The 6,763-nt window shown below is 62.0% G+C and carries 8 protein-coding genes; 5 read left to right on the top strand and 3 right to left on the bottom strand.

Features of this window, described 5'->3' with window-relative positions:
* The 4 genes from EN949_RS07640 to EN949_RS07625 form a co-directional block, all read left to right on the top strand.
* Window positions 1-529: molybdopterin cofactor-binding domain-containing protein (locus tag EN949_RS07640; RefSeq protein WP_164782480.1), on the top strand; the 529-nt coding region annotated here is incomplete at its 5' end.
* 113 nt (window positions 530-642) lie between these two features.
* Window positions 643-1,440: a xanthine dehydrogenase family protein subunit M gene (locus EN949_RS07635; protein WP_063172334.1), complete on the top strand. Its 798-nt coding sequence runs from the start codon at window positions 643-645 to the stop codon at window positions 1,438-1,440.
* Window positions 1,441-1,848: 408 nt separating this feature from the next.
* Window positions 1,849-2,871: an acyltransferase gene (locus tag EN949_RS07630; RefSeq protein WP_127367334.1), complete on the top strand. Its 1,023-nt coding sequence runs from the start codon at window positions 1,849-1,851 to the stop codon at window positions 2,869-2,871.
* Window positions 2,872-3,118: 247 nt separating this feature from the next.
* On the top strand, window positions 3,119-4,498 hold the full coding sequence (locus EN949_RS07625; RefSeq protein WP_013531269.1) for an OFA family MFS transporter: 1,380 nt from the start codon (window positions 3,119-3,121) through the stop codon (window positions 4,496-4,498).
* 260 nt (window positions 4,499-4,758) lie between these two features.
* On the opposite strand, the gene EN949_RS07615 is transcribed toward EN949_RS07625, so the two are convergent.
* The 3 genes from EN949_RS07615 to EN949_RS07605 all read right to left on the bottom strand — a co-directional run bounded on the left by EN949_RS07615 (window position 4,759) and on the right by EN949_RS07605 (window position 6,540).
* Window positions 4,759-5,256: a GNAT family N-acetyltransferase gene (locus EN949_RS07615; RefSeq protein WP_127371665.1), complete on the bottom strand. Its 498-nt coding sequence runs from the start codon at window positions 5,254-5,256 to the stop codon at window positions 4,759-4,761.
* Window positions 5,253-6,023, bottom strand: a complete 771-nt coding sequence (locus EN949_RS07610) for a copper homeostasis protein CutC (protein WP_063168153.1) — start codon at window positions 6,021-6,023, stop codon at window positions 5,253-5,255. Before EN949_RS07610 ends, EN949_RS07615 begins: the two co-directional genes overlap by 4 nt.
* An 85-nt stretch (window positions 6,024-6,108) precedes the next feature.
* Window positions 6,109-6,540: a cupin domain-containing protein gene (locus tag EN949_RS07605; RefSeq protein WP_024503833.1), complete on the bottom strand. Its 432-nt coding sequence runs from the start codon at window positions 6,538-6,540 to the stop codon at window positions 6,109-6,111.
* On the opposite strand from EN949_RS07605, the gene EN949_RS35800 reads away from it, so the two are divergent.
* Entirely contained in the window at window positions 6,458-6,736 is a 279-nt protein-coding gene (locus tag EN949_RS35800; protein ID WP_164753782.1) for a hypothetical protein, read from the top strand. The genes EN949_RS07605 and EN949_RS35800 overlap by 83 nt on opposite strands.
* Window positions 6,737-6,763 lie beyond the last annotated feature (27 nt).

Genomic DNA, 6,763 nt, shown 5'->3' with positions numbered 1-6,763 from the left:
CGCCTACACTGCCCACAACCTGCCGGGCGGCATGGAGCCCGGGCTGAAGGAGACGGCGTTCTACGATCCGTCGAATTTCACCTTCCCGGCGGGCTGCTATATCTGCGAGGTCGAGGTCGACCCGGAAACCGGCGTCACCGAGATCGTCCAGTTCGTCGCTGCCGACGATTTCGGCAACATCATCAACCCGATGATCGTCGAGGGCCAGGTGCATGGCGGGCTGGCGCAAGGCATCGGCCAGGCGCTGCTCGAAGGCGCCCATTATGACAATAGCGGCCAGCTTTTGACCGCGAGCTACATGGACTACACCATGCCGCGCGCCGGCGATCTGCCGTCGTTCAAGGTCTCGACCTCGAACACGCCATGCCCGGGCAATCCGTTGGGGATCAAGGGCTGCGGCGAGGCCGGCGCCATCGGCTCGCCGCCGGCGGGGATCAACGCCCTCACCGACGCCATCGGCAGCAACGATCTTGCCATGCCGGCTTCGCCGTCCACCGTCTGGGCCGCGATCCGCGCGACGAAACACTGAAAGCGAATAGCGAATAGGGAGTAGCGAATAGGGAAGAGAAGGCGGTGCGACTGGATAGATCCTATTCGCTATTCGCTACTCCCTATTCGCCCATTCACCCAAGGGAGAATTCCATGTACGCAGTCAACTATCACCGCGCCGCCTCGGTCGCCGATGCTGCCAAGCTGGTCAAGACAGGCGACGCCAAGCTGCTTTCGGGCGGTATGACGCTGATCCCGGCGATGAAGACGCGGCTTGCCGCGCCGTCAGACCTTGTCGACCTGTCGCGGATCGCGGAGCTGCAGGGCGTCAAGGTGTCGGGCAAGACCGTCACCATCGGCGCCGCCACCACGCATCACGCCGTTGCCAATGACGAGAAGCTGAAGAAGGCCTGTCCGGCGCTTGCCCATCTGGCGTCACTGATCGGCGATCCGGCGGTGCGCCACAAGGGGACGATCGGCGGCTCGATCGCCAACAACGACCCGGCGGCCGATTATCCGGCGGCGCTGCTGGCGCTGGGCGCCACCATTATCACCAACAAGCGCGAGATCGCTGCCGACAAGTTCTTCAAGGGTCTGTTCGAGACCTCGTTGAAGGAAGGCGAGATCGTCACCGCCGTCACCTTCACCGCGCCGGCCAAGGCGGCCTATGAAAAGTTCCGCAATCCGGCATCGCGCTACGCCATCGTCGGCGTGTTCGTTGCCAAGGGCAAGGATGGCGTCAGCGTCGCCGTCACTGGAGCTGGCGATGACGGCGTCTTCCGCTCGAAGGAGATCGAGGCAGCATTGGCCAAGAATTTCGCGGCCTCGGCACTGGAAGGTGTGAAAGTGCCGGCGAAGAATCTGATGACCGACATCCATGCCTCGGCCGATTATCGCGCCAATCTGATCGCGGTGATGGCCAAGCGCGCGGTTGCGGCAGCCAACGCCTGAGAAACTGTTTGGAAACTCTACTCCGGCGGCCATCTGATGGCGTTTTCTGTGCTTCCGGTGCTCACGTACCAAAAGTACGCTCCGCTCCGGTTCTCGAAACCACCGCCATATGACTCGCCAGGGCGAGTTTCGAAACAGTTTCTAATACGATCGGTCGCAGACAAGGAAAGGGGGCCTCCGTGGCCCCTTTTTCTCGTGCGGCGGCCTGCATCCGTTCAGTTGCTGATGGAATCGCTGCCGCACTGCTTGAAGCAAATCCCCGCCGAGCCGGAGGCCGGACCTGATCCGGCAGCAATCTCGCACTTGCACAAATCCATATTGCACTGCAATATGAACGAGGGCGGGAATGCGAGCTGGGTTCGAAATGTACCGTCGTACCCTTCGCATACCTATTGCGAGAGGATCGGCATGACCGACATTTCCGCGACGCATGTCGTTCCGTCCCGATCCGCCGCCGACAGATCAACCAGAACAAGACTGGCCTATCTCGACGGCTGGCGCGGGCTTTCGATCGCGCTGGTTCTGATCGGCCATTTCTTTCCGGTTCCGGGAATCAATCTTGGCGTGCTGGGCGTCGAATTCTTCTTCGTGCTCAGCGGCCGGCTGATGGGCGAGATCCTGTTCATCGAACGCTACCCGCTGAAAAAATTCTTCAAACGCCGCTTCTCCCGCATCTATCCGGCTCTTCTGGTCTTCGTAGTCGTCGCGATGATCGCGCTCTCCGGCACGTTCCTCGCCTTCAAATGGAAGGCCGCGCTGACGGCGCTGACATTCACCTATAATTATGCCGGCATTCTCGTGGCTCGGGCAGGGGCGCTCGACCATATCTGGTCGCTCTGCATCGAGGAGCACGCCTACATCATCCTGGCGCTGATCAGCGTCACCGTCTCAAGTCGCTCTCGCGTGGTCGTGCTGCTCCTGGCGCTGGCCTTGCTGGCCATGGCCAACGGCGCGGTTTCGTACTGGGTCTTGGGGATGGACTACGAAACCACTTATTGGCGCACGGATGTGCACATCGCGTCGATCCTGCTGTCGGCTTCGATCTGCCTGCTCAAGACCGACGGCAGGCTGCCGGCGTTTTTGAGAGGCAAGCATGTGGCCCTGGTGGCGACGGTCTGTGCCGTTGTCCTGTTCCTGGATCGGGTGCCGACGCCGATGCACTATCTCTTCGCGGTGCCGCTGCTGGCTCTGGCCGTCAACGCACTCGATTTCAGCCCACGGTATTTTTCCGGATTGCTGTCGTCCTGGCCGATGGCGACGCTGGGGCTGTGGTCGTACTCGCTCTATTTATGGCAGCAGCCGTTCTACAAATTCGTCTATGAGCAAGGCAGCGCGCCGATACCGATGCTGGCCGCGGTCTTCGCTTGCGCGGCCTGCAGCTACTACCTCATAGAGCGCCCGGCGCGCGAATGGCTCAACCGCAACTGGTGAATGCCGTCGTGCCCGGCCAGATGATCGTGAGTGCAGGTGGAGGGATCGCGCTTCGTAAGCAGACAGTCAATTAATTGTTTCTAATCTAACTTTCGGGAAAGCGATGACCTGCTTTCCGATATGGACCAGTCTCATTAGACATTGGTCGTATGGCAGGCATTCCTTATTGCCTCGCCGGCTTACCCGCCTAGTTTGTTCGCAGGACACATCTGAGAAGATGGTTCGAAGACGCATCTGGGAGGATGGAATGGATACGACCGGGGAAAGGGCGGGCGGCTGGCTCGACCGCTCACGCACCGTCGCCGAGCCTGGCTTCAGCAGGTGGATGGTGCCGCCGGCGGCGCTCTGCATCCACCTTTGCATCGGCCAGGCCTATGCGTTCAGCGTTTTCAACTTGCCGATGTCTAAGCTGATCGGCATCACCGACTCGGCGCCCGACGACTGGAAATTGACCGGCCTCGGCTGGATTTTCTCGATCGCGATCCTGTTCCTGGGCATTGCGGCGGCGTTCGGCGGTGGCTGGCTGGATCGCGTCGGTCCGCGCAAAGCCATGGTCGCTTCTGCCTGCTGTTTCGGCGGCGGCTTCATCGTCTCGGCGCTCGGCGTCTATCTGCACCAGTTGTGGATCATCTATCTCGGCTACGGCGTGCTGGGCGGCATCGGTCTCGGCCTCGGCTATATCTCGCCGGTCAAGACGCTGATCACCTGGTTTCCGGACCGGCCGGGCATGGCAACCGGCATGGCGATCATGGGCTTCGGCGGCGGCGCCTTCATCGCCTCGCCGCTGTCGGTTTATCTGATGAAGCTGTTTTCGACGCCTGAGCACATCGGCGTCGCCGAAACCTTCCTGGTGCTGGGCATCGTCTATTTCGTCTTCATGCTGATCGGCGCCGTTATCGTCAGGGTGCCGCCGGAGGGCTGGAGGCCTGCCGGATGGACGCCGCCGGCGGCACAGAATGCGATGGTGACGACGTCCAATGTCCATCTCGACGATGCGTTGAAGACGCCGCAGTTCTGGCTGCTGTGGGGCGTGCTGTGCCTTAATGTGACGGCAGGGATCGGCGTGCTCGGCCAGGCCTCGGCGATGAGCCAGGAGATGTTTCCGGGACGCATCACGCCTGCCGCTGCCGCCGGCTTCGTCGGCCTGCTGTCGATCTTCAACATGCTTGGCCGCTTCTTCTGGGCCTCGACCAGCGATTATATCGGCCGCAAGACAACTTATGCCATCTTCTTCGCGCTGGGCGTCGTCCTCTATGCGGCGGTGCCGTGGACCGGCCAGACCGGCAGCGTTTTCCTGTTCGTGCTGTTCTACGGGATCATCCTCAGCATGTATGGCGGCGGCTTCGCCACCATTCCCGCTTACCTGCGCGACGTCTTCGGCGTGCGTTACGTCGGCGCCATCCATGGCCGATTGCTGACCGCGTGGTCGGTGGCGGGCGTGCTTGGCCCGGTGCTGGTGAATTATATCCGGCAGTACCAGATCGACAGCGGCGTTGCGAAGGCCGACGCCTACACGGTCACCATGTACATCATGGCCGGCCTGCTGGTTGTCGGCCTCCTGCTCAACCTGATGATGCGGCCCGTCAATGCGCGCTTCCACATGAAGACCGAACCAGCGGTGGCTTAGAGTCAGTTCCATCCCGATAGAATCGGGATGGGCTCTATCTTATTGTTTGAGCATGATCTTTTCCGAAAACCGGAGTCCACTTTTCGGGATCAGCTCTGAGGAGGCCGACCATGGCGCAAGACAACGAGAATTCGATCAAACTCACGCTGGCCTGGCTGCTGGTCGGCATCCCGTTGGTCTGGGGGTTCTGGATGACGCTGGTGAGTGCGACAGCCCTGTTCCAGTAGTCCTCGTCTTCGTGCGCGGATCTGCCTGGTCTGTCAGGCGCTGATCTGCCTGGCGTAATAGCGCACCGCTTTCTTGCCGCCATGGATGACGGCGCCGCCGGCCTCGACGAAGCCGAGCGCGGCGTGAAAGGCATCCGAGGCGGGGTTCGGCGGGGCGGTGTTGACTTCGCAGGTGACCAGCGTGTGGCCGGCGCGCTCAACATGGCCGAACAGGTCCTGATAGAGCCGGCGGGCGTGGCCGCGGCCGCGTGCGTGCGCCGCCACGACGACCCGGTCGACATAGACGAAGCGCTCGTAGCGTTGGCGGAACCACAGGAAATTCGGGCTGTCGTAGCGGGCGTCCTGGTCGAAGGTCATGATGAAGGCTTCGAGATCGCCGATGCGCTTGGTGTAAAATGCTTCGCCAAGCAGGAAGGACAGCCGCTCAGCCTCCAGCCACGACAGTTCGGCGGCATGCTCGTTGTTGAGCGCCAGGATCGCCGCTTCGTCTTGGGCCGATACACGGGCTATCGGGGCAGGGCTCGAGGTCATGCCTTGGCTGCCGCGATCGTTGCCGCCACCAGCGCTGTGTCGGTCAGCGTGTTGCGGTACTCGCGATCGAGATCGGAACCACCCATGCCGACATGGGGATTGCGGTAGTCCATGGCACTCGGCACATCCTTGAGGGCGGCAAAATGCATTTCGGACAGGCCGGTTCTGCTGCGCACTTCGGCAATGTTGTGCAAATCCAGTCCGCCGCAGCCGAGGATGACGATGCGGTCGCCGGCCTGCCGCACCAGATCCGCCAACAGCGGCAAGCCTTCGATGGCAGTGTCACGCTGGCCGCTGGTCAGCACGCGGCCGACCTTGCTGCGGATCAGCGATTCGAGCGCCTCGGCCGGCTCGCGCGTCATGTCGAAGGCGCGATGGCAGGTGACGTTCAAGGGGCCGGCGGCCTGCGTCAGTTCGCTCATGCGCGCCTCGTCCATGGTGCCATCGGCGTTCAGGCAGCCAAACACCACGCCGGGCACGCCGAGTTCGCGCAGTGCCGAGACATCTGCCAGCATCGAGGCATATTCCGTCGCACTGTAGAGAAAATCGCCGCCGCGCGGCCGCACCATGACGTGAAACGGCACGTTTGCCTGCTCGATGGCGGCGCGGATCGTGCCGAGGCTTGGCGTGATGCCGCCTTCGACGAGGCTGGCGCACAGTTCGATCCGGTCGGCGCCGGCGGCTTGCGCCGCGAGAAGGCCGTCAATGCCTTCGACACAGATTTCGATCAGCGGCAGGCGGAGAGCTTTGGTCAAGGGGCGATCCATTCCATGATTTCCCGGCCAGCCCTACCACCGCGCCGGTTGCTGCGAAAGCGCGAACAGACTTTCGCGCCGGGCACGGACTTCGCGGTTATTGGCGCAATTCCGTGTTCTTGGCGCCTTGCTCGACCTGATCGATCACCAGAAGCTTCACCTCGATATCACCGATATTGGTGGCCTGATGCCACTGGCCGATCATTTCGATGATGAAATCGCCGGCCTTGTAGGTGTTGCTGTCGCCGGTCTCGACATTGGTGACCTTCAGCGTGCCGGCCTGGACATAGGCATAGCGCGGGAAAGGGTGCCTGTGGACCGGCAAGGTCGCGCCCGGCGCGATGTCGTAGGTCGAGACCAGCACCTGCACGTTCTTCTGCGGCAGCGTGATCGGTTGGCCGGACGCGGTCGTCGTGCGCGACGCAAGAGGGGTCACGACGACAGGCGTGCCGCTGCTGTCCAGCGCGTGGGCCGGGTTCGCGGAAAAGGCTGCCGCGAGCAGCAGTCCTGACATCAAAATTTTTCGCATGATTCGCATCCACCCCTGGCGTCAACATCGCGCAGTGGCCACCAGCACGCAAGGCAGCGCCTTGGGCACCTGCCTGCCGGCCAAAAATATTTTTGTCGCCCCTCTTGAAGGAAAAAAACACGATTACCAGATCGTTTTCCGTCGAGGCTTCGGCTCGACATACTGGCGTCGCAGCGACGCTGCGACAGCCTCGTAATCCATGTTGCTTCACGGAGGATATGGC

The sequence above is a fragment of the Mesorhizobium sp. M7A.F.Ca.US.007.01.2.1 genome, from assembly GCF_003998165.1.
Lineage (GTDB): Bacteria > Pseudomonadota > Alphaproteobacteria > Rhizobiales > Rhizobiaceae > Mesorhizobium > Mesorhizobium ciceri.
The sequence above is the reverse complement of the archived record's forward strand: the minus strand, read 5'-3'. Positions and strand labels throughout refer to the sequence as shown.

What these genes read in the sequence shown, in the direction of transcription:
- EN949_RS07635 (WP_063172334.1), top strand. Translation starts at nt 643, where the DNA reads ATGTACGCAGTCAACTATCACCGCGCCGCCTCGGTCGCCGATGCTGCC.
- EN949_RS07630 (WP_127367334.1), top strand. Translation starts at nt 1,849, where the DNA reads ATGACCGACATTTCCGCGACGCATGTCGTTCCGTCCCGATCCGCCGCC.
- EN949_RS07625 (WP_013531269.1), top strand. Translation starts at nt 3,119, where the DNA reads ATGGATACGACCGGGGAAAGGGCGGGCGGCTGGCTCGACCGCTCACGC.
- EN949_RS07615 (WP_127371665.1), bottom strand. Translation starts at nt 5,256, where the DNA reads ATGACCTCGAGCCCTGCCCCGATAGCCCGTGTATCGGCCCAAGACGAA.
- EN949_RS07610 (WP_063168153.1), bottom strand. Translation starts at nt 6,023, where the DNA reads ATGGATCGCCCCTTGACCAAAGCTCTCCGCCTGCCGCTGATCGAAATC.
- EN949_RS07605 (WP_024503833.1), bottom strand. Translation starts at nt 6,540, where the DNA reads ATGCGAAAAATTTTGATGTCAGGACTGCTGCTCGCGGCAGCCTTTTCC.